We start from the raw sequence: 18932 nt of genomic DNA, 5'->3' as shown, positions 1-18932 counted from the left end.
TTAAATAAAAAAGATTCCCCTTTTAAATAGATATTTTTTTGTAAATCATCAAATTGGGGTATCTGTGTGTTTTTTTATCTCGATGTCGATGGGGTCCTCCTGCATGACAATATCTTTACATGAAAAAACCCTTCAAACTGAAGGGCTAGTTACTGTTTAGTTGCTTGATCATTACATTACTTATATGAAATATTCATGTTCATGTATTTCGGACCTGAAATTTTTTTCTGATTCAGCTAGTTTAGATGATTAAAATTCTGTTATGCTTTCATTTTCATTCCGATTAACATACATTCCACTTTTACTATCGGTTTTCTTGATAATATAAATATTATAGTTACAGGTATGACTAATAAAACATAGTATTGGCCACTTTCTTTGATCCAATCATAAATAAATGAGTTGTAAACATATTCCAGGAAAAACATATGAAAAAGATAAATACCTAATGTAATTGATCCTATTTCAGTAAAAAAAGTTTGTTTTTTAGGAACTATACATAAAAAACAGTAAGTTGCTGCTCCCATAATTAAATATACGAGTAACTTATATATAAAACCGAGGGCAATGGAGCCTTCCATTAATTCCTGATAACCTAAGCGGCCATAAAACCATTCCCTCCAAGTCATTTCCCCATAGAAATAAATACCGATAAAGATTAACCCTAGTACAGCCCAGCCGATAAGGGCATTACTTTTCTTTTTAACCCATTCAAAATGATTTTTTTCTAAAAAATGTCCAATTAAAAAGAAAGGAAAGAAAAAGAAGGTTCTCGATAAACTTAACCATTCATTCACTTCACCAATGTAACCAATTATTAGAGATACAATTATCGAAAAAACGATTCCATATTTCCTGGAGGAAAATATAAACAATAATATATTCCAGCAGAATAAGCTTATTAAGAACCATAAAGCCCATCTTGGAGTCAATATTGTGAAGTCTATTGGTTCATCAAATACCTTCTGATAATAGAAGGTATATATCACCTGGAATATTACATAGGGAATTAATATTTTCTTAATGAGCCCCCAGAGGTCCTTTTTACTTTTTATCTTTCTGGAAAAATAACCGGATACTAAAATAAAAGCTGGCATATGGAATGAAAAAATGAACAGATAAATAGTTAAAATCCATTGGTTTTCTTCCACCATTCTAGCTAATGTGTGCCCCAAAACAACTAGTACGATTAAAACAGCTTTCGCATTGTCAAAATACGGATCACGTTTCATGAAATCTTACCCCCTATAAAGAAACTGCCAGTTATATCTTCTAATCCTCATTTATGGTTTGAATGAAAAAGCCGGCGTTCCTCTACTATAGGATTGCCGGCTTGGAACTTCATTGGAGTATCTACCATATCACAGCTTGTTTACAGTTTAGTTAATGGAAAATAACAGTTTGATAACAGTCAAAAAACTGCCTATATCATTAGTCCACCCGCCAATAGGCTTACGTACCCGTTAGTGACTTGCCTGAACGAACAATCCCGTCCATCATCAAAACTCCAGGCAGTTCCAGACGTTTTCGCCTTTTCAAAACGGGTAGTGTATTATATAAGCATGCATATGATAACGTCTCTCTATAGGAGGAATGTTCATGAATCCGGTCATTTTGTTTGATGGTGAATGCAACTTTTGCGATTCGAGTGTCCAGTTCATTATAAAGCGGGATCCGCAGGGGCTTTTTCATTACGCTTCGCTTCAAAGTGAGGCAGGACAAGAGTTGCTGAAGAAGTATGATGTTCCTGCAGATATAGATAGCATGGTGCTGATCGAAAAGGATAAGGCCTACTATAAATCGTCTGCAGCCTTGAGGATTTGCCGCCGCTTACAAGGGGCATGGAAATTGCTTTACGGTTTCATCATCGTCCCAAGCTTCATCCGGAACTTCGTTTATGATTTCATCGCCAGGAACCGTTACAAATGGTTCGGAAAGAAAGAAGAAAGCTGTATGCTGCCGTCGCCAAGTGTTCGAAAGCGGTTTTTATAAATAGACTTGCAAACATTAATGTTAATTTAATTAAAGACCGTGGAGAAAAAGTTCGCACTTAGGGAAAGAAAATCGAGAATAGGCTAATCAAACATCTTCAGAAGTTTGGGGTAGGAGCAGATAAAATTAATAGCAGTTGCCAGTGAAAAACCGGAAATTAATCTAGATACACTTTAATCGCTCTTTACCGGGAAGTGAACATTGTAAATCGAAGCCCCTAACTGCCATATTAAGCTCGGAATGAAAACACAGATGGAAAAGGTATTTAATTTTCTCGTTATATTAGTCTCTTTATTGGCTTTCTATAACGTAAAAAGGTAATTCAGCTGAATTACCTTTTTTTACGTTATAGAATTGCCGGTAAGACTCTTTAACAAATGTGGTTAGTACATTAAAGAACAATATTTATGAAGTGTGTTTATGTATTTGTTAAGGGTGAGTTATTATTTGCTCAACTTTATTAAGAGTACTAGCATTACTTGGAATAAATTGAGCAGTTAATTGATAGTCTCCTTTTGAAAGCAACTTCGAATTAATTTTTATAGTATACTCCCATGTGTCTCCTTTATTAAAATCTTTTTTATGTTTTTTAGTCGGTTGAGATTCAACAGTAATGATATTACCCTCTTTAATTGGACTATTCGTTATTGTTTTGAATTCTACGTCTATTTCATTACCTGTAGCAAATAGCAAATTAAAGTTCTTATTTGTATTATTGGTAATTTTATAAGTAAAACTCTCATAGTCTTTTGTTGTCAATTGATGTTCAAGGGATTGTTCGACGTTAAGATCGAGTTTATTGTTCTTTTTATCAATTTGAGCAATGTAGTAGTAATAGGCAAATATTATTAATGAAATAATAACAATACCAATAATTAACTTTCGCACAAGATACCCCTTCCAAATGTTGAACATTACATGTTTTATTCTCTCTTTTTTGTTACTCTAACTATTTATTTAGTAACTTTTTACACTGCTTATAGGAGGATTATCCGCGTAGTCTTTACCCGTTCCTGTAGAAATTCCATATGAAAAACCTCCTGAGCCACCACCAATAGATGGAGTTATCGTGATATATTTTACCATATTTTATATGAATCGGTACATTTTACTTATTGTATTTTATTTTCGTTTTTGAATTTTGGTCAATAATTAGTTAAATTAAATTTCCTAAATAACTAATTAGCCAAAAACCAGTAGGGAAAATTGGAAGATATAACAAAAGCGATCATTACCGAAAATTCACTAATAATTGAAATAACTTAATAGCTGCTACTCTGGTCTAGCAGGTTTCAAGCAAAAAGGTATACGGATAGTCATACAAGGATTGCCGCATTTATAATGACTTAATCTTGTTTCACATCTTCTCACAGATTTGGAACAGGTATTTTAACGGGACTATAAAAAAATCAATGCTTTCCTATAACAAAGGCTAATAAACAAAAAAAGGACGATAAGCGATCTTGGCTTTTCGTCCTTTTCATTGTGTGAATGTGGAGTATCTCCATAAATGATTGGCCGTAGGGTGCGCCATCATTTCGAGCCCTTTGTTTTCCGCTAGGTGCAGCGGTTCCCAGTTTTGGTCGTCTGCCTCCTTTAGGTAGACTTCGTGATGCGGGGCCTGATCATGATAGCCGGCGATATTGATTTCACCATTTCGGTAAAAGGTCCCGATCACTTTATAATCCACGGCAGGTGAAATGATGATCGGGTTGGCTACAGAGTGTGTCAGCTGAATTGTCGTTTTCTCATGATTGGATAATACGTGCTTCACTACAATGTCTTCATCCGAGGCCACTCCTTCTTCGAGGAAATCCCCATCATGGTTGTAGGCCTCACTTTTCCCGACTGCTTTGGAAAATTCAATCTCGGCATCACTTTCCTTTTCGTGAATATACACATCGACCCTAGTCCTGTATCGGGATGATTCAGGATCAAACCCGCGGTTGTCTCCTTTAAAATAGGGAACCTTTGAGGCCAGATTCGGGTTCTTCAGCCACTCTTCCGGTAAAAAGGTGGAATAGCGCAGATGCCAATTTCGTTTCTTTTTCCCATCGGCATCGTTTTCAACCGGCTGCAAAAGCTGTTTTACAGGTCCTATCTTTTTTGTATTCGTTATTTCCTCGATCGCTGCCTGTGCTTGGGATGAACCTTTTTTTACGGCTCCGACAATACTCGCTACAAGGGACTTCACTGCATAGGACTCCTGCTCTGAACGTGGAAGGGGCCGCTTTGCTTTAATGGTATATGTGTATTCCTGATCTTCACTAATACTCCGATCATTGAAGGAACATCCGCTCACTTTCCCAATATCCACGCCGTTTCGATAAATCGTATATTCTTTTATTCCCTTGATGGGCTCCCATTCCAGGCTGGCTTGGCCTTTTGCGACAATCGTGGTGAACACCAAATCCAAAAGGATATTATCCTCTTTTTTATTTTCGGCGGTCGTTGATGTCTGTATTTTCATCCTGTTCACTGGCTGTTCTTGTTCATTCAAGCTATCTATCGTGTACGTATAGATGGTTCCGGGAGTCAGTCCCCGATCTGCAATACATGGCTCCCGACCGCTGTAAATCAGCTCTTGCCCCCTAAATACCCGATAGAAATCACCTTCATCAGGCCAAATAAGCTTGATGGAATCCTCTTTCCGTTCGATCTTACACATCAATGAAGCCGTTTTGAATACCGCTTGACGCTTCCTTTTGTTGGAAATGAGATAAGCGATTCCCGCAAGTCCAAGAGCAAGCAATGAATGCCGTGCAGTGAATGTAACTCCGCCTAGTTTTAAACGGGGAAATGAATAATGAGCGATCAACTTCTTCATCACCTCTTCTTTTATAGGTGTTATTCTTTACCCACTTTAATCCCTGAGCACACTTTGCGATGTGCTATGCTGGCATAAAAAAAACCGAGGGAATGTTTACTCCCTCGGTCATGTATAAGTTTCACTGGATTATATTTTAACGGCGGCTTTTTTCCCCGCCTTTGCGTCCTGCTTCTTCACGGCTCATTTTTCCATCATCGGAGTCATCACGTTGATTAGACCGTGCCTCTCCGCCCTTTTCGCCGATTTCCTGATAGAATTCCTTGCCATGACTTTCGGATGTCGCTTCTCCGCCTTTTTGGCCAATCTCTTGATAGAATTCCTTATCATGATTTTTTGCTGTTGTTTCTCCACCCTTACGGCCTGCTTCTTCACGGCTCATTTTATCATTGTTGTTAGTCATTAAAAATTCCTCCTTATTATTTGGATTTTCCATGTACTAGCTACATATATCATGTACCCGCTTGAACAGCTATAAAACTAGAATCTGCTAATGACTTCAGGTCGCTTCTTATATTTAGCGGCGACTTTTTTTCCCGCCATTGCGTCCTGCTTCTTCCTTGCTCATTTTTTCAATCATCGGACCCATCACGTTGATCGGCTCGAGCCTCTCCGCCTTTTTTGCCAATTTCCTGATAGAATTCCTTATCATGATTTTCGGAAGTGGCCTCTCCGCCTTTTTGACCAATCTCTTGGAAAAATTCCTTATCATGATTTTTTGCTGTCGCTTCCCCGCCTTTACGGCCAGCTTCTTCCCTGCTCATTTTTTCATTGTTGTTAGTCATTAAAACTCCTCCTCATTGTTTGGATTTTTGATGAACTAGCTACAGTTTTATGTATACCCGATAGTTTTGATATAAAACTAGTATCTATTAAAACTTTTCCATTTCAAAAGGAAAAGCATCATGAATGGTATCACTCATGATGCTTCCTAACCTACTTGGGAATCCCTTCTCGCAAGCGATTTGGCAGCTCTACAAGGGTTTCATTCAAAGTATCCAATTTCGTTTCAATTCTATGAAGCAAATAAAGGGTAACAATGATCGGGAACCCAATATCACTGACAAATGGCAGGATTTGATCCACTTTTATTCACCTCACTTCAAATGTGACCAACAACGATGACCTTCCCGTTCGTTAAATAAGTTCCACTTCCTCGACATTCCGCTCGACAAGGCGCGCTGCCTTCAAATCGACGAAATCCCCGGAGGATGTAACGAACCCGTTCCCCGCAATGATTTTTTCCATTGCCTGTTTAACCGTGTTTACTTCGACCGGCTCCTTCGGATTATCTACGGAAATCGTCGCTGACTTTCCTTCCTCCGTAACGAAAATCAATTCCAGTACTTTAGCCATTTCAAATCACCTCCCCCTCGTACGACATCTCTCCAAAACCGATTAACCAATCAATGAATACGTATCCACCCGGGTCACTTCACCCATTGGATAATTCTGCACACTTGCGATTGCAATTGCTGTCGAAAACAACTGATCCGCCGTCGCCTCGACCTTGATGTTCGAAAATGCCCTTCGCTTGAAAACGAGAGCCCCTTTTTCATTTAACCCTGTCTCAAAATCGATTCGCAGCGTACTTGAAACTGGAATTTGATTTGCCATATCACTCACCCCCTTTCACACTCTATATAAACTTTTACAGGATGAAAGTAGCATGGTCTTGAAACTTTTTCAGGGAAATGGAAAAAAGCCGCCCATCATTTGGGCAGCTTTTGATCCGTATTTTGTTTTGACTTTCAAGAAAATTTGAAAGGTTACACCTAATTAGCCCGTTACATCACCAAAAGAAGGGCTAAAAGAATTTTTTCTAGACCTGGTCTCCCTGCCCAAATGCTTCAAAGATTCATTTTGTTTTTCCCACGTCTATATATAATGCAATTGGTAACCTGCTTTCCCCTTTGAATCTGAAAACCCGGCGTATCGGATAGCATGAGTTCCGTTTCTAAAACTTTCAACACTGCATTTGCCAAAAGGTGACATACATGTATTTCAGGAAAACTTTTTCTATATATTGTAAATATATTTACACCGAATGTATTATGTAAGTACTATATCTTTTCTTAAATGAGGGGTTTTTAAAATGAAGGTAGTGTTATCTTTTGCAATTGCCATGATTGCACTTACAGGGTGTTCTGCAATAGCGAATGATGGAGCCAGTGAATTGAAATGGTTTAAAACCAAAGAAGAAACAATTAATTATGGCATTAAAGAAGAAAAGATGACAAAGGATGACATCATAGGCGAAGTTAGTGAAAACGGAGAAACATTTGTTATTTATAAGAAACAATTAGAAGAAGGCTTGGGAGTAGGGGTATCAAGCATCAGCGAGCAAAAAGGAAAATTTGCTTGGTATGACCCTGATCAAGATGTTCTTGTTAAGAATGATAAAGTCAAAAAGTATTCCTCCCAAATCAGTTGGGGAACAACAACACAATCAGGAAAGGATTTTACAATTTACACTGGTTTAAGTGAAGATCAAAATCCTATCTTTAAAACCCAAACTAGTGATGTTAGCCCTACAGTTGACACCGAATCTGGAATATTTTTCTACATTGAACCTACTAAATAATTAATAAGAACCTTTACTCAAATGGCTAAAAAATGTCTCAATAAATTACTTATAGGAAGTTAATACTCAAAAAAATTCCGTCTCAAAACGACTGTAATTGCTTCCATCCATACGGAGTAGTCTTAAGGTCATTGGAATTTGTCACCTTAATCCTGGGATTTTTTTAAAATTAGATATTTTATTTTCCCTTTAAATCATTTTTTTATAACTGACATTTTTGATGCGAAGATAAATTGCATTTGGTTTTAAATGGCAGGTCATGTTCGCCTTTTCTGGGAAATAATAATCACGAAAGGAAGTGGATGTTGATGTCATTAGAATGGTTTGACAGAGTAAGCGGGGAATTGCAGGATCATCTTAAATCAATTTGTGAAAAGTACGACCGCAATGGTAGTATGATCGTGGAGCGCGGGTCTAAGCATCCACGGATAGAGTTTTATACAGAGCTGGATGACAATGAGAGGGATTATTTTTCCACGCTGTTTTTTGATCCGTATAATGAAGAATTTTATATGGAATCGTTCGAGCCGGATTTAGGGCAGATCAGCAAGGTCATCCTTACAGACATTGAAGATATCGTTGACGCTGTTCATGAGAGCTTCCATAACTATTTGGAAGAGGATGATGCCGATTATGATTACGAATATGATATGGATATGGATGATGAAACTGATGACGGCGAAGATTCCGATATATACGAAATCGATGTAGATTGGGAAACGCCTGAAGTGACTGCCTATATCCAGGATAATGAAGTCGAGGTCACCTATCAATTCGGTATCGTTCAGGAAACAGGTGATGGTGTGCTGAAACGGATCAATCGGATTCGGACAGCGGAAGATGATCTGATAAAGGATGAAACGAATTTCATTTTCAGCAAGGAAGAAGCAAGCACGATCATCGCCATGATTGCCAGTCATATGGATTCACTTAGTGAAATGGAATAAAAAACCAACAAAACCTTGTCCATGATCATCATGGACAAGGTTTTATTATATAATAATCAGTTCATAAACCTCTGATAATTGCGTGACCCGTTCCGTATCACTCGCTTCCTTCGCATGCTTAATTTCCTGAGGAAGAATATGGTTAAGGAGACTGGCTTCTTTACCGGAAAGCTTATTGACGAGTTCTTCTTCAGAATGAAAATGTCCGCTTTTGATTTTATTATAAATTTCCTGCGCTTCAGGATATTGGTCCGTATAGTTAGACAATATCTCACGTAAGTAACCAAGCGTACGATCCATCAAACCATCCCTCTCGAATGTTAGATTTTTGCTTACATGCTATACCTTCCCCCATTTTTTGATGATAAATTCCTAAAAAAAAAGATATCCAAGTCAATGGATACCCCTAATCAATCTTCCTCCCAAAACAAATCATCCAATGTACGGGATAATGCTTTACAAATACCGACACACAAACTTAAGGAGGGATTATACTTTCCGGATTCAATCAATCCTATCGTTTGCCTGGATACGCCGACAATCTTGGCCAGTTCATCTTGTGACAAGTCCTTTTCTACTCTCGCAAGCTTCAGTTTTATATTTTTCAAGGGAAGGCACCTACAATTTCTTATTATCTTCGCTATTTTTCATTCCGATTTTCTTCGCTAGCAAGTATATCCCACCAAAAAACAGAAGTAAAATCGGCAAATAGATCATAACGGATACAAACGATACCAATACAAAATACCATACGCCCTGGGAACTGCCATCCGCATAAGATACAGCACTATTCACCCCCATGAATATAGCGATGACGAGCGATAAAGTAACCGTACCAAGAACCGTCTTCCTGCTCATCGGTGTTTTGCTGGTGCGGTCATGCATCTCCACTTCATCCCAAAATACACCTAAGAAAATGGAACGAGCTAAGTAATACAGCCCTCCTGCAACAAGGATTGCGAATTCCAGATATAACTCCCCGCTGCCTGCACCATATTTATATAGTTTGAAAAGTGCACTCCCCAGGCAAATCGCCAAGATGACGTAATACATTTCTTTATAAATTTTATTTCTTACATTCTCAATCCTCTCATCCGTGATCTTTTTCGTTCGTTTAAATATATTCACATTGATCAACCTCCATTTATTTCCTTCGCTTACCCTTATTATATGATTTATTTAACTTTTTGCAACATATATATTGCATTTTATAATTTATAAATTGCAAAATACATAAAAATAGGTACCCACACATTAAGTATGGATACCTCACTAGCCTTATTTTGGGTTTTACTCGTAAGTTTTGGGGTTTTACTCGTGAATTCTAAGCTTTTACTCGTGAGTTTTGGAATTTTACTCGTGAATTTCAAGGTTTTACTCGTGAATATGCTGCTTCCATAATCTTGTTTTATATTGCAGCTTATTACATAGTATTAAAAGACTGAATCAAAACTAAGGAGACTTGCTATGAAAGCAATGGTATGCACAAAATACGGATCACCCGATGTACTGGAGCTCATAGAGGTAGCAAAACCAATACCCAAGGACAACGAAATTCTGGTAAAGGTCCACGCGGCAACAGTGGCTTCAGGGGACATAAGAGTCCGGAGCTTCAATAGCCCCTTCTTGTTATGGCTGCCGATGCGGATCTTCTTGGGGCTTAGAAAACCGCGAAAATCGATACTCGGAGTGGAATTGGCCGGGGAGATAGAGGAAACAGGGAGGAATGTTAAAAAATTCAAAAAAGGCGACCAGATTTTTGCCATGACTGGAATGAACTTCGGGGCTCATGCCGAATACACATGCTTAACTGAAGACGGGGCAATCGCAATAAAGCCTGCCAATATGACCTATGAGGAAGCCGCCGCCGTTTCTTTTGGGGGAACGACAGCTCTGCATTTTTTCAGAAAAGGCAAGATCCAGGAGGGACAAAAAGTCCTCATCTACGGTGCATCCGGTTCGGTAGGAACTTCAGCCGTGCAGCTAGCCAAATACTTTGGAACAGAAGTTACCGGAGTATGCAGTGCCGCTAATTTTGAATTGGTGAAATCATTGGGAGCAGATAAAGTAATTGATTATACGGAAGAAGATTTCACGGAAAGACAAGAGCGATATGACATCATCTTTGATGCAGTCGGGAAATGCTCGAAAGCCAATTGCAAGAAGGCACTTACCCCGAACGGGAGATATGTGTCCGTTGAAGGGCAAGGAATAGCAAAGGTACTTACGGAAGATTTACTATTTCTCAAAGATCTAATCGAAACTGAAAAGATAAAATCGGTCATTGATAAATGCTACCCGCTGGAACAGATTCCCGAGGCTCATAGATATGTAGAGCTAGGACATAAAAAGGGAAATGTAGTCATAACTTTGGTTGATCATTACAAATCCTGACAAAACCTGTTTTTTTATTTAGGCTTTGTTAAGTAGTATTGTTGTTTTTCAAGTATAAAATATGGGAACGTCCGATTTGGACGTTCCCGTTCTTATTCCATTAAAGCCCCCTATAATGGAATAACTGTAAAGCTAATGAAGCTTTTTTAAAAGCTGCGTTTCCCTGGCCAAGCTCCTTGCATTTTACTAAGGAATACAATTTGCCCAATATGATATGCGTCGTGCATTGCTAAACTCTTTAGTTCAAGCACTAATGAATTATCTTCTCCTGGGATCTGTCTATACAAATCTTCATGTTCTGATTTTGCTAGTATTTTTCCAAGTTCACGATGAACATTAAAGTATTCTTGTTTTGTTTCCTTCCAATTTTCTAACGTCTCAGTTGGTAATCGAAATGTAGATTCATTATTTTCTGCCTGTGGTTCATTCGCTGTTTCACCAAGAAATCGCATCAGAAATCTCTTTTCATAGAAAAGTAAATGACAAACTAATTCCCAAATGGAATTCATTGCCCCATCAGCTGGTTTCCAAATTGCCTGTTCAAAAGTGATATCCTCTAGCACTTTTTCAAGTGGTGGAAACCAGTCTTCTTCATCTAAGCAGCTTGCCCATTGCTGTAACAAAAGTGTTTTTACATCCATTTTCTATTCCCTCCAATTTAATCCCTTTACAAGATTATCCCGTTGGTCAAAATTCATTTGCGGCTTGTTGTAGAGAGGTCACTAATTAAGCTGTCATGCCAATTCCTTGTTCAATTAAACTGGCCCTTTAACGGAACAATGAACGTTCCGTTATTTGGAAAATTCTGATAACCCTAGTTTATCATAAGTTGTGTTAACTGAGAAAGAACAACTGTCTAAAACCATTTTGGTTATCGTAAAGTTATCTTTTATATGTTTGATGGCGTCTAAGAATTGGAACCAGCTCCGCACTCCCTAATGAGTTTGTGAAGAACTCCTTCAATCGCTGCTGGTCTCTTTGGCTAAGATTTCTGATTTAATTAATTATGTCCGGGCGGTGGTGGCCCTTGGGGTGGCGGTTCTTCCGGTACAAAATGGTTATCTGTAGAGATGTCTTTGTAAGTGCCTTTACAATTTTGTCTTGTAAACATATTTTCAGCGTATTTCGAATTCTAATCTTCTCTTTTGGATTTTTCTCTTTTTCATCAACCCAACGTTTAGCGTAAATCATAACCTGATCTTGAGTTAACTCTTGTAAGTTCAAATGCAAATATTGATTTCCGTTAAACTCTTGAATATAGCCTTGTGGACGAGTTGAGGCAATGATTCTAGAAGCATACATGCAACCCGACGGAAGCTATATTATATTAGATTACGGAATGTCTGATCACGATATAGGAGGAGAATGTACCGAGGATTTTGCTAAGCTACAAATTTCCGAAAGCTATGACTTGGGATCTGATAGCAGTCAGCATATTTATAAGGTTATTCCGAATGATGGTGAGGATCGAATTCCTTTTTATTTAACTTCTCTTCAGTGGTATCATAGTCAGTTTGATGAATCGACTTTGATTACTACATTAAAAGAACTTGATGATATAGAAGATATGTTGCCATTTCCAAAGTTTCAATTAGCTAAAAATAGTATGAGTACGGTCTTACAATCAAGGATATTTTTTTCAACACCTGCGACTCCCCACTTATATGGCATTTCTTGTCAAAATTAAGATAAAGAAAATTATGGTAATTACGGGACTTATGTATTAGTATAGAAAAGTATTACATAGTTCTTAATAACGAATTTAGGGGGAGAAAACGTGCGTAATAAAGGTATTTTATCTTTGGTTGCTGTAGGTCTATTTGCTTCATCATTGTCTGTAGGTGCTGTGAAGGCCGAAGGAAACGAGAACGGATTGGCAAGTAAAGCTATTGAACGTCAAGGGGAAAAACCACTTGAAAAAGGTTTCATTGATTCTAAAACATTTAAACAACTTGAAAAAGAAGTAAATGGTTCTCAACCGCAATCAATTAAAGGTTCTAACAAAATGAGTAGAATGAGTAGTTCTTCCAACGATGAGTATATTTTTGAAACTGAGTACAATGATGACTTTGATTCAGCAGACAGCGCATCATACGAAAAAGCAACAATCGGTCAATTGCTTCCTTTGAATGATGTGGATTTTCATAAAATAGATGTCCCTAGTAGTGGAGTTTTATTAGTGGCTGGATTATCTGACTCATATGTTATTGATCTAGGATTTGCGGCTGTGCAAAAAGATTTTGTTACAAATAGTAAATTAGAATATTTAGGTACTGAATATGAGGATGGTGTTGAAGTACAAGCGTATCAAGCTAAAAAAGGCACCTACTATGTGGGTGTTATTGACCAAGATAACGAATACATTGACGATAATACTGAATATGACATTTATGCTACCGCAACAGCATTTGTAGACAATGTTAACCCATCTAAGCCAACTGTTTATAAGGTTGACAACAATGATAAAGTTGTTACTGGTAAAGCAGAAGCTAACTCTACGGTTACTGTTAAAAGTGGAAGTAAAGTGTTAGGATCTGCAAAAGCAACATCTAAAGGAACGTTCTCTGTTAAAATTGCAGTTCAAAAAGCTGGTACTAAATTAACAAGTACAGCTAAAGATAGTGCAGGGAATGTGAGTTCAAGTACAACGGTCACTGTTGTAGACGTTATTGCACCAAGTAAGCCAACAGTAAATAAAGTAGATGACAATGATAAAGTTGTTACTGGTAAAGCAGAAGCTAATTCAACTGTAACTGTGAAGGTAGGAAGTAAATCCCTCGGTTCAGCTAAAGCAAGTTCTAAGGGGACCTACTCAGTCAAGATTAAAGCACAGAAAAAAGGAACTACACTTTCAATAACTGCTAAGGATAAGGCAGGGAATACTAGTTCAAAGGCAACTACTAAAGTTGTAAAACATTAAGTTCAATATAACAAAAAGGGGGCCTGATGGTTCCCTTTTTCCATTTTGGGGGCCTAAAATCAAGTCAAAATAATATTCAAATTAAAGAGATACAGTACCTCCCCTTTTCAGTGTCTGAATATTTACATTAAAATTGGGGTATGTTATCCTTATATTAACATAAACTAAAAACACCCCCATGCTGGTAACATGAGGGTGACAACTAGCAAGAGTGGTTGGTCACAACTAATAACTCTTAATCAGAAGAATCATAAGAAGAACCATTTCCATCTTGGAGGGCGGAGTGGTTCTTTTTCTTTTTCTTACTGAACGCAGATAGGATGAGACTGGTTGCTACAGCAACTATAGTGTCTTTACCAATATCTGTTACAATGTTCAATAGAAAATGTATCATGCGGTCACCTCCCTTCCCATCTATCATTAGATGGTAAAGGTGAAACTGTGACCTCCCACTCTATCCTCAGTTGTCCCTCTATTTTATCATATATTTCCTCTTATGGTAATTATACGCAGAAAAAATCAAAGAACTGTATTGATGGGTTTATACTTTCTAACCTAAAAAAGAGTGGGCGTTAGCCCACTCTACATTAACATTTGAACAATTTCAGGCAACCACCGATATAGCTGATAAGCAATGGCTAAAAGGCTTCCCGCAATAACTGCTAATAATCCTGCTATAATTAGCTCAAATTTATTCATTGCTTCGTCCAGATTTCTTTACAAGATTGTGAAAACTGCAAGGCACAGCAGCAGCCAATCAAGAATATGTTTATGAAGTAGTCAAAAAATATATCTCTACGATGCCAAGCAAATAAGGTCAGGTTGGAGCGTATTAAAGAATAAGAATCTTTTTGGTCAACTATCCCTATAATGAAATAAAGAAGAGCACATATTATATACGATAATATGTGCTCTTCTTTTATTCGCCGAGGGCTGTGCCCGATTCTTCCTCCTTGCAAAAGGTTAAGCTGAGGTTATTCAACGTATAAAGTCTAGCGGTAAAAATGAATAAATCATTGTAGTTATTTTCTACAAACTCTTCAATGATACCCATCCCTTTTCTGAATCTATCAACTAATAAATGTGTGTAGTTTTCATCCCATGTAAACCGATTGATTCGTTTAAGTTCATCTGCCAATACTTGAAACTTAAACTCCTCAACAAGAAGCTTCAATTGATACAATTTATCTCTATTTAAACAAAAGCAATTGTTTTCACTTTCATGATTTTCCCGTACGAATGTAATGAAGCCATTTATATTATCAGCCAGCATATTCGCTATTTGCATCTCGAAGTTCATTTCTAACATCTCCTCAATGTCTGGAATCTATATGAAGAGTGTATGATTTGAAATGATATTTTAACACCAACAATTCTTTTTTAGAAATAGGTTTCATTATTTCACATGCGTCATTTCCTTCTATGATAGATTTATCCAAAAAAAATTGTCCCCCTTTCCTTCCAAGGGGACAATCTCACTTTTTCGTTATCACATCGAATCCAGAACCAAAGAGATAAGCAGGCCGGCTGCGGTGAATATCCCCGTGATCGGTCCTCCATCTTCATATGCTTCAGGCATCATCGTTGAGGCAATCATGGCGATGATTCCGCCGCCTGCAAATGCTGCCATCGCTGCCAGGACATAGTCCGGGGCATGATCGAGGAATAGATAGCCCGACATCGAGGATAGTGCCGAAATGAGCAATACGGAAAACCACAGCAGCATGATTTTCTTCTTGGAATAATCACTTTTGAGCAGCCCGGTTGTACTTGAGAGCCCCTCCGGAATATTACTGATGAAGATGGCAATGACCAATAGCCAGCTTACCGAGCCACCGCTTATTAAGCTTGCGCCAATCATGATCGACTCCGGTATGGCATCCATCACCGTCCCGATGAAAATGGCTAGGCCCGCTTCCTTCGAGGAGCTATTATTGGACCGTTTCCTTTTATCCGCACCTTTTTTGGAAATAAGAATATCCAAGGCGGTAAACACGGCGGCCCCTGCGATGAATCCGATCGCCGTCGCCCAAATTCCTCCATCACTCACCGAATCAGCAAGCAGCTCATATGCCGCTGCACCAATCAATACGCCCGTTCCAAAAGCCATAATATAGCCAATGATGTTTTTCTTTATCGGAATGAAGATGGCTGCAAGTGCGCCAAGCAGGACAGCGGAACCCGAAACCCCTCCCCAAAAGACCGCATTCCACATAGAATACCCCCATTTCCTGTTTATAGGATAGTGTACCCGGCTAGATGTTGGGGTAAACAAGGGGCCGCTTTTTGCAAATTCCAGCAAAAAAAAGCAGTTATATTCGCTGCCATTGTTTTTGTGTATAGAATAGTAGAGTCATAATGGTTATGGTGCATCGCTGCCTTATATGACTGATATTTGCGGTTTTCCTTCTTCTCTTTCACTAACCTTTTCAATTTTATCGACAAACATTTGAAAAACCTTTCTCTTTTCTTCCAGCTCTTTTATTGATTCTTTCAATTCATTCAGTTTTTGTTCAAAAGGTTTATGATAGAGCTCGCGGATGTTTCGAATAATTTCATCATTTATAGTGGATTGTACAACCTGTTTGGTAATATTGAATTTATAGGAATAAACCTGAAGTTCACGCTTAACTTCTTCATACTCTTTTTCTATACCGTTTAACACATCACTAATTTCACCATTCCATTCTACTAAAGCCTTTTTCACATGTTCCTCCACCTTTATTCCCCCTCTTTAACTAACAAAAATCCATCTCCATAAAAACTTATTTTATCAAATGTTCATTTCGGTTTCTTTTCGGCTTAGTTACTTAACATATAAGTTTCATTAAAAAAAGATAACAGTTAACAACGAGTTACGAAACACTTTTGAAAAATCACATAGAATGAAACATGACAACTATAACCTATGGAGGTGTTCAGACTGATTCATACAGTTAAACCAGGTGAAACACTGACACAGATATCCAGGGACTATCGGAAACCGCTATCGGCAATCATCAATGCTAACCCGACCATAAATCCAAATGTCATTTATCCTGGTCAACCCATTATGATCCCTGGTTTTCCTCCTGCTGATACCATTCCATTTCAGATCGATGTGTCCGTTAACACTCGTAAGTTAAAGCTGCTAAAAAATGGAGTATTGCAAAAACAATATCCAATCGCCGTTGGAAGAATGCTTTCCGGTACACCAGTAGGACAATTCATCATCATTAATAAAGCCCCCAACCCTGGAGGCCCTTTCGGTACAATGTGGATGAGTTTATCAAAAGAGCACTACGGCATTCATGGAACGAATGATCCCAGCTCTATCGGTAAAGCCGTCTCAAAGGGCTGTATTCGCATGCATAATCGGGACGTGGAGGAATTATCAAGAATTGTTCCAATCGGGACAATGGTTACGATTCATCCTTAATGTGTTTAGGGAAACCTGGACACTTTTTTTCAGTCAAAAAAAAGGCAGGGATCTCCCCTGCCAGTACATGAGTATATGTCATTCAATTCATATTTATCGGCCAATAATAAAACACTAGTGTAACCATGATGATCATGACGCCGCTGATCATTAAGTAGGCAGGGTATCTGCGGGTAATGTTCATTTCTTTTTGCTCGTCTATTTCAATAGGGGTTTGAAGGATATTTGCCTGAAACTCCCTTTCCTCGGTGGTGATCGTTCCATACTTGGAGCCAATGATAAGTGCGCCTATGCTTAAGATTAAACCAATGATGACAGGATTGAGGTAAACGGGAAGGCTTATTCCGAACATGCCGAGGCTTTCACCGAGAATCACTCCAAAGAATCCGAATACGATGCTCCAAAAGGCTCCTTCTTTCGTTACCTTCTTTGAAAATACGCTTGATATGGCAATCGGCCCCCATGATGCTGCAAATAATGTAGCCGCAAAGTAGCCGATCCACATGACGGCAGGCGGCTGGAACAATCCAATCAATAAAATGATCAAGCTGATCACAACCATGGAAATGCGGCTGGCCCGTAATAGATGGTGATCTGTGTATTCCTTTTTCCGTGATTGTTCCATGATATCCCGTGTAATGCTGCTTCCTATTATTTGAAGGAAGCTCGAACAGGAGGATAATGCCGCAGCCATGATGCCGCTGACAATGATGACTCCAAGCCATGTCGGGACAATATTCATCGCTGCCCAAATGAATACCTTTTCTGTCGGGGCGATATCGGCTTTAATCGTGGTGATTGTCGAGATGCTGATATGGAGAAATAAATAGACAGTCAAAATCGATATGGTTGCCCAAACGCCTGCCCGGATGGCTACGTGCTCATTCCTAGCCATTAAATATCGGCTGCTTTGCCACGGACTCACTGCAATGACAATGCCCCAGACCAAGCCCATGATGACTGCCCAGGCCAACGCCTCCCATGGAGTTCCCATCGTTGCGGCAGGTCCGGTAATGCCATGCCAGCTTAATAAATCAGGCCGTTCCGCCAGGTTTGCCGCTTTAGTAACGGCATCAGGAAACCCGCCTGCTGATTTGATAATATAAGGAAAACTAATATACGTTGCGATCGAGAATAAAAAGAACATTATGGTATCATTCACCATGACCCCCTTCGCTCCTGAGAGAATGGTAAAGGATGAATACACGACCCACATGATCACCAGGGCCATTGGATAGGAAACCCCGGAAACCTCGGCCAATAAAACGGCTGCCCCTTGGGTAACGGCAACCAAATATGCTGCAATTCCGAGAATCGTCGTGATGGCAGCTGCCAGCCGGACCTTCTTGGAATGAAAGCGGTTACCAAAAAATTCAGGAACCGTCAATGATTTGCTTCTTCTTAAATACCTGCCAAACAGGAACACTCCGAATATATAGCCGCTTGCATTAAAAATCACGAGAATAAGCAGCAGGATCGGATACCCCTCATAGGAAAATCCCGCTTCTCCCATGAATGATACAGTACTTAGGAAGGAGGCAACAAGCGTACCAGTTATCATCAATGTGTTTCCGCTTCGTCCAGAAACATAGTACTCCTCTGAGCTTTTCACTTTCCTGAATAAAAAAATGCCGATCGAGACATAAACACAAAAAGATATGATAATACCAAGGAGAAAGGCCACTTACATCCCCACCTTTTCAATCGGATCTTTTTCTTTTATTTCTTCTTGGCTCTTTTTCATTTTCACTAGGAACACCTTCGTGACCCACCCCATGACAATTAAGGAACCTCCATAACTTAAAGAGAAAATTAACTCACCCATTTCTTGACCCCCTTATCAAAATAGA

23 protein-coding genes and 2 pseudogenes are annotated in these 18932 nt (G+C 38.8%); 7 read left to right on the top strand and 18 right to left on the bottom strand.

Going from position 1 to position 18932, the window contains the following annotated elements; all coding sequences use genetic code 11:
* Positions 1-260: 260 nt before the first annotated feature.
* The gene (locus J7E52_RS08580) at positions 261-1232 is read right to left on the bottom strand and encodes an acyltransferase family protein (protein ID WP_214744972.1); all 972 of its coding nucleotides are present in this window, start codon (positions 1230-1232) and stop codon (positions 261-263) included.
* Between the two features lie 367 nt (positions 1233-1599).
* On the opposite strand from J7E52_RS08580, the gene J7E52_RS08575 reads away from it, so the two are divergent.
* Positions 1600-1992 carry a thiol-disulfide oxidoreductase DCC family protein gene (locus J7E52_RS08575; RefSeq protein WP_053536152.1) on the top strand — a complete coding sequence of 131 codons (393 nt, stop codon included), beginning with the start codon at positions 1600-1602 and terminating at the stop codon, positions 1990-1992.
* Positions 1993-2421: 429 nt separating this feature from the next.
* Here J7E52_RS08575 and J7E52_RS08570 read toward each other — a convergent pair whose 3' ends face one another.
* From J7E52_RS08570 to J7E52_RS08540, 7 genes and pseudogenes are all read right to left on the bottom strand, one after another.
* On the bottom strand, positions 2422-2880 hold the full coding sequence (locus J7E52_RS08570) for a hypothetical protein (protein ID WP_134784566.1): 459 nt from the start codon (positions 2878-2880) through the stop codon (positions 2422-2424).
* Between the two features lie 592 nt (positions 2881-3472).
* The gene (locus tag J7E52_RS08565) at positions 3473-4819 is read right to left on the bottom strand and encodes a DUF3238 domain-containing protein (protein ID WP_214744970.1); all 1347 of its coding nucleotides are present in this window, start codon (positions 4817-4819) and stop codon (positions 3473-3475) included.
* Positions 4820-4970: 151 nt separating this feature from the next.
* A pseudogene (locus tag J7E52_RS08560) lies at positions 4971-5222 on the bottom strand (KGG domain-containing protein); the annotation flags it as partial.
* Between the two features lie 184 nt (positions 5223-5406).
* A pseudogene (locus J7E52_RS08555) lies at positions 5407-5604 on the bottom strand (KGG domain-containing protein); the annotation flags it as partial.
* A 151-nt stretch (positions 5605-5755) separates the two neighbouring features.
* The gene (locus J7E52_RS08550; protein ID WP_101223211.1) at positions 5756-5905 is read right to left on the bottom strand and encodes a YvrJ family protein; all 150 of its coding nucleotides are present in this window, start codon (positions 5903-5905) and stop codon (positions 5756-5758) included.
* Between the two features lie 51 nt (positions 5906-5956).
* Positions 5957-6175 carry a DUF2922 domain-containing protein gene (locus J7E52_RS08545; protein ID WP_214744966.1) on the bottom strand — a complete coding sequence of 73 codons (219 nt, stop codon included), beginning with the start codon at positions 6173-6175 and terminating at the stop codon, positions 5957-5959.
* 42 nt (positions 6176-6217) lie between these two features.
* Positions 6218-6436, bottom strand: a complete 219-nt coding sequence (locus tag J7E52_RS08540; RefSeq protein ID WP_214744964.1) for a DUF1659 domain-containing protein — start codon at positions 6434-6436, stop codon at positions 6218-6220.
* A 478-nt stretch (positions 6437-6914) separates the two neighbouring features.
* On the opposite strand from J7E52_RS08540, the gene J7E52_RS08535 reads away from it, so the two are divergent.
* Both J7E52_RS08535 and J7E52_RS08530 read left to right on the top strand, forming a co-directional pair.
* Entirely contained in the window at positions 6915-7403 is a 489-nt protein-coding gene (locus J7E52_RS08535; RefSeq protein WP_214744962.1) for a hypothetical protein, read from the top strand.
* 308 nt (positions 7404-7711) lie between these two features.
* A complete protein-coding gene (locus tag J7E52_RS08530) occupies positions 7712-8350 on the top strand; it encodes a hypothetical protein (protein ID WP_214744960.1) in 639 nt (212 codons plus the stop codon).
* A 45-nt stretch (positions 8351-8395) separates the two neighbouring features.
* On the opposite strand, the gene J7E52_RS08525 is transcribed toward J7E52_RS08530, so the two are convergent.
* The 3 genes from J7E52_RS08525 to J7E52_RS08515 form a co-directional block, all read right to left on the bottom strand.
* Positions 8396-8650 (bottom strand): sigma-G-dependent sporulation-specific acid-soluble spore protein CsgA, encoded by a 255-nt coding sequence (locus J7E52_RS08525; RefSeq protein ID WP_214744958.1) that lies wholly within the window; start codon positions 8648-8650, stop codon positions 8396-8398.
* 110 nt (positions 8651-8760) lie between these two features.
* Positions 8761-8958 (bottom strand): helix-turn-helix transcriptional regulator, encoded by a 198-nt coding sequence (locus J7E52_RS08520; RefSeq protein WP_063235187.1) that lies wholly within the window; start codon positions 8956-8958, stop codon positions 8761-8763.
* A 10-nt stretch (positions 8959-8968) separates the two neighbouring features.
* Positions 8969-9478, bottom strand: coding sequence for a DUF6773 family protein (locus J7E52_RS08515; RefSeq protein WP_214744956.1), 510 nt, complete (start codon positions 9476-9478; stop codon positions 8969-8971).
* 339 nt (positions 9479-9817) lie between these two features.
* Here J7E52_RS08515 and J7E52_RS08510 point away from each other — a divergent pair, with 339 nt between their 5' ends.
* Positions 9818-10744: an NAD(P)-dependent alcohol dehydrogenase gene (locus J7E52_RS08510; protein WP_214744954.1), complete on the top strand. Its 927-nt coding sequence runs from the start codon at positions 9818-9820 to the stop codon at positions 10742-10744.
* 146 nt (positions 10745-10890) lie between these two features.
* On the opposite strand, the gene J7E52_RS08505 is transcribed toward J7E52_RS08510, so the two are convergent.
* On the bottom strand, positions 10891-11385 hold the full coding sequence (locus J7E52_RS08505) for a DinB family protein (protein WP_214744952.1): 495 nt from the start codon (positions 11383-11385) through the stop codon (positions 10891-10893).
* 641 nt (positions 11386-12026) lie between these two features.
* On the opposite strand from J7E52_RS08505, the gene J7E52_RS08500 reads away from it, so the two are divergent.
* Both J7E52_RS08500 and J7E52_RS08495 read left to right on the top strand, forming a co-directional pair.
* Entirely contained in the window at positions 12027-12431 is a 405-nt protein-coding gene (locus J7E52_RS08500) for a hypothetical protein (protein WP_214744950.1), read from the top strand.
* A 90-nt stretch (positions 12432-12521) separates the two neighbouring features.
* Positions 12522-13664 carry an Ig-like domain-containing protein gene (locus J7E52_RS08495; protein WP_214744948.1) on the top strand — a complete coding sequence of 381 codons (1143 nt, stop codon included), beginning with the start codon at positions 12522-12524 and terminating at the stop codon, positions 13662-13664.
* A 235-nt stretch (positions 13665-13899) separates the two neighbouring features.
* Here the strand turns inward: J7E52_RS08495 and J7E52_RS08490 are convergent, their stop codons facing one another.
* From J7E52_RS08490 to J7E52_RS08475, 4 genes are all read right to left on the bottom strand, one after another.
* Positions 13900-14058: a hypothetical protein gene (locus J7E52_RS08490; RefSeq protein WP_214744946.1), complete on the bottom strand. Its 159-nt coding sequence runs from the start codon at positions 14056-14058 to the stop codon at positions 13900-13902.
* A 525-nt stretch (positions 14059-14583) separates the two neighbouring features.
* Entirely contained in the window at positions 14584-14964 is a 381-nt protein-coding gene (locus J7E52_RS08485; RefSeq protein WP_214744945.1) for a hypothetical protein, read from the bottom strand.
* A 189-nt stretch (positions 14965-15153) separates the two neighbouring features.
* The gene (locus J7E52_RS08480) at positions 15154-15879 is read right to left on the bottom strand and encodes a ZIP family metal transporter (RefSeq protein WP_214744943.1); all 726 of its coding nucleotides are present in this window, start codon (positions 15877-15879) and stop codon (positions 15154-15156) included.
* A 165-nt stretch (positions 15880-16044) separates the two neighbouring features.
* Complete coding sequence (locus tag J7E52_RS08475) at positions 16045-16371, bottom strand: hypothetical protein (RefSeq protein WP_396020260.1); 327 nt, start codon at positions 16369-16371, stop codon at positions 16045-16047.
* 216 nt (positions 16372-16587) lie between these two features.
* Between J7E52_RS08475 and J7E52_RS08470 the strand changes: the two genes are divergently transcribed.
* Positions 16588-17082 carry a L,D-transpeptidase family protein gene (locus J7E52_RS08470; RefSeq protein WP_214745086.1) on the top strand — a complete coding sequence of 165 codons (495 nt, stop codon included), beginning with the start codon at positions 16588-16590 and terminating at the stop codon, positions 17080-17082.
* 82 nt (positions 17083-17164) lie between these two features.
* On the opposite strand, the gene J7E52_RS08465 is transcribed toward J7E52_RS08470, so the two are convergent.
* On the bottom strand, positions 17165-18766 hold the full coding sequence (locus J7E52_RS08465) for a sodium:solute symporter family protein (protein ID WP_214744939.1): 1602 nt from the start codon (positions 18764-18766) through the stop codon (positions 17165-17167).
* A complete protein-coding gene (locus J7E52_RS08460) occupies positions 18767-18907 on the bottom strand; it encodes a hypothetical protein (protein ID WP_214744937.1) in 141 nt (46 codons plus the stop codon).
* Positions 18908-18932: the final 25 nt, after the last annotated feature.

This window comes from Bacillus sp. ISL-34 (assembly GCF_018613325.1).
Classification (GTDB): Bacteria; Bacillota; Bacilli; order Bacillales; family DSM-1321; genus Peribacillus.
The sequence above is the reverse complement of the archived record's forward strand: the minus strand, read 5'-3'. Positions and strand labels throughout refer to the sequence as shown.

Coding starts and splice junctions, on each gene's coding strand:
- J7E52_RS08500 (WP_214744950.1), top strand. CDS start 12,027: ATGATTCTAGAAGCATACATGCAACCCGACGGAAGCTATATTATATTA.
- J7E52_RS08545 (WP_214744966.1), bottom strand. CDS start 6,175: ATGGCTAAAGTACTGGAATTGATTTTCGTTACGGAGGAAGGAAAGTCA.
- J7E52_RS08580 (WP_214744972.1), bottom strand. CDS start 1,232: ATGAAACGTGATCCGTATTTTGACAATGCGAAAGCTGTTTTAATCGTA.
- J7E52_RS08480 (WP_214744943.1), bottom strand. CDS start 15,879: ATGTGGAATGCGGTCTTTTGGGGAGGGGTTTCGGGTTCCGCTGTCCTG.
- J7E52_RS08505 (WP_214744952.1), bottom strand. CDS start 11,385: ATGGATGTAAAAACACTTTTGTTACAGCAATGGGCAAGCTGCTTAGAT.
- J7E52_RS08575 (WP_053536152.1), top strand. CDS start 1,600: ATGAATCCGGTCATTTTGTTTGATGGTGAATGCAACTTTTGCGATTCG.
- J7E52_RS08530 (WP_214744960.1), top strand. CDS start 7,712: ATGTCATTAGAATGGTTTGACAGAGTAAGCGGGGAATTGCAGGATCAT.
- J7E52_RS08490 (WP_214744946.1), bottom strand. CDS start 14,058: ATGATACATTTTCTATTGAACATTGTAACAGATATTGGTAAAGACACT.
- J7E52_RS08525 (WP_214744958.1), bottom strand. CDS start 8,650: ATGGATCGTACGCTTGGTTACTTACGTGAGATATTGTCTAACTATACG.
- J7E52_RS08535 (WP_214744962.1), top strand. CDS start 6,915: ATGAAGGTAGTGTTATCTTTTGCAATTGCCATGATTGCACTTACAGGG.
- J7E52_RS08510 (WP_214744954.1), top strand. CDS start 9,818: ATGAAAGCAATGGTATGCACAAAATACGGATCACCCGATGTACTGGAG.
- J7E52_RS08460 (WP_214744937.1), bottom strand. CDS start 18,907: ATGGGTGAGTTAATTTTCTCTTTAAGTTATGGAGGTTCCTTAATTGTC.
- J7E52_RS08485 (WP_214744945.1), bottom strand. CDS start 14,964: ATGAACTTCGAGATGCAAATAGCGAATATGCTGGCTGATAATATAAAT.
- J7E52_RS08540 (WP_214744964.1), bottom strand. CDS start 6,436: ATGGCAAATCAAATTCCAGTTTCAAGTACGCTGCGAATCGATTTTGAG.
- J7E52_RS08565 (WP_214744970.1), bottom strand. CDS start 4,819: ATGAAGAAGTTGATCGCTCATTATTCATTTCCCCGTTTAAAACTAGGC.